The organism is Streptomyces sp. MspMP-M5, from assembly GCF_000373585.1.
GTDB lineage: Bacteria > Actinomycetota > Actinomycetes > Streptomycetales > Streptomycetaceae > Streptomyces.
The window spans coordinates 1-1,746 of record NZ_KB891863.1; the positions used below are offsets into that span (position 1 = coordinate 1).

Annotated in this window: 3 protein-coding genes; 1 reads left to right on the top strand and 2 read right to left on the bottom strand. The window is 73.0% G+C overall.

All coding sequences use genetic code 11. From position 1 onward, the window contains the following. Nucleotides 1–540: 540 nt before the first annotated feature. Nucleotides 541–810 carry a winged helix-turn-helix domain-containing protein gene (locus B073_RS47555; protein ID WP_420706425.1) on the top strand — a complete coding sequence of 90 codons (270 nt, stop codon included), beginning with the start codon at nucleotides 541–543 and terminating at the stop codon, nucleotides 808–810. Between the two features lie 215 nt (nucleotides 811–1,025). Here the strand turns inward: B073_RS47555 and B073_RS0106255 are convergent, their stop codons facing one another. Further along, entirely contained in the window at nucleotides 1,026–1,307 is a 282-nt protein-coding gene (locus tag B073_RS0106255) for a hypothetical protein (RefSeq protein ID WP_018537231.1), read from the bottom strand. Nucleotides 1,308–1,478: 171 nt separating this feature from the next. After that, the coding region (locus B073_RS0106260; RefSeq protein WP_018537232.1) for a hypothetical protein at nucleotides 1,479–1,746 on the bottom strand (268 nt) is incomplete at its 5' end.

Below are 1,746 nucleotides of genomic sequence, written 5' to 3' on the forward strand. Positions count from 1 at the left end.
GGGGTGAACCGGCCCGGTGGGCCGGTCCGCTCCTTGCCGAGTCGTACGGCGCCCCCGCGCGCCCCGGCCGGGAGGAGGCGAGAGACATGGACCGCAGTTGCAGTAGTCCGCACCACCGTCGACCCGTGAACCGGATCCGGATGTCCGCCTCGGCCTCTGCGCCGCGGTAGCCACTTCTCCCCCACGCACGTGCCGGCCTTCTCGCCGGCCATCAGGCAGCCAACGGGCGGCCAACAGGCCCAAGCCCAGGACCAGGCCCACCGTGGTGCGCGCGCTCCGTTCACGCACGTCTTCCTCCGCCGCGAAGTGCCTGGCAGCGGCCCCCGGCCGGCGAGTGCACCGCCGTTACCCCGACCCCAAGCAGTCATGAAGTTCCACCACCGATCGCCCCACCGCACCCTGCTGGACCGGTCTTCCCATGTCCGCTGGTGCCGGCGGACCGGCCCCCATCCGCTGTCGTCCCGTCATGAGGTGATGGACCTGCCCAGGGCCCCGGTCCACCGCGTACGTGGACTGGTCGTCGACTGCGGGAGTCGTCGCGTGTCAGTCGATGGACGCCAACTGGCGTTCACCTGCATGGAGTTCGAGCTGCTTGCCTACCTGGTGGCCCATCAGCACCGGGTCCACAGTCGCGAGCGGTTGATGGCACTGGTGTGGCAGCAGACACCCGCCGGGGACCTGCGCACGGTCGACGTTCACCTCGCCCGCCTGCGCCGGAAGCTCGGTCCTGGGCACCGGGACTTGATCCGCACCGTACGCATGGTCGGCTACGCCTTCGATCCGTCCGCCACGCCCACCTCCCGCCACTGAGAGGGGAGGGCCGACGGCGCGCTCGCGCCCCGTCGGCCCTCCCCGCACCCCGCGCCATCCACAGCCGGAACCAGGTGAGAACACCGCGGACGGCAGACAACAGCACACGTGCAGTCAGCCGCAGGCGGTGAGGAAGCCGCTCGGCGGTGCGTCGCCAAAGCGGTCCGGCAGGAAGGGTCTGCCGGACCGCTGCTTCCGTGCGCAGGGCGAGGGAGTCAGGGAGTTACGTGCCAGTGGGCTTCGAGGCGCCGGCGGCCCTGGGGGCCCGGGACGGTGTGCCAGTGGGCGTGCGGGCGGGCGGGGCGCTCCCCGGTGGTGGGCTCGGGCACGGTCGCCGGGCCGGGGAGCGTGTGCAGGACGGTGCTGTCGAGGGGGCTGTCGGCGATGCGTCGGGCCGCAGTGGCGAGCGCGCCGAGGATGCTGCGTCCGGTGCTCCGGCCGTGGATGGCGGTGGCCGTGGCGGTGCGGCGGATGTGGACAGCGGTGAAGACGGACATGCGGGAGTCACCTCCGTAGAGTGGCGCGGCAGTCACGGGTGGACTGGGCCGCGGGTGGGCGAACGGTCGGCGCGGTCGGCGGTGTGCGGGCCGGCGCGCCCGTGCGGACTGAGGGGGCTCATGCGGCTCATGCGGCGCAACAGCCGTATCAGGTGCGGCGCAACGGCCGTATCAGATGCGGTTGGCCCGGGCGGCCGCTTCGGCGATGCGCTCGGCTGCCGGCAGCGGTAGGTCGGCGAAACGGGCGAGCCAGCCGGTGTCGTGGCCCTGACGGGCGAGGACGTAGGCGAGGTGTACGCGCGGCTCGTACGTGGCGTGCGGCCCCTGGGGCTGCGGGCAGCTGCTCGGGCCGTCGAGGAGGTAGTCCCGTTCGGTGCCGTCGTGCAGAGACAGGCGGACCCGTGGGCAGATGTGGCCGGTGGCGTACGGGCCGGGGCGG

What these genes read in the sequence shown, in the direction of transcription:
- B073_RS0106255 (WP_018537231.1), bottom strand. Translation starts at nt 1,307, where the DNA reads ATGTCCGTCTTCACCGCTGTCCACATCCGCCGCACCGCCACGGCCACC.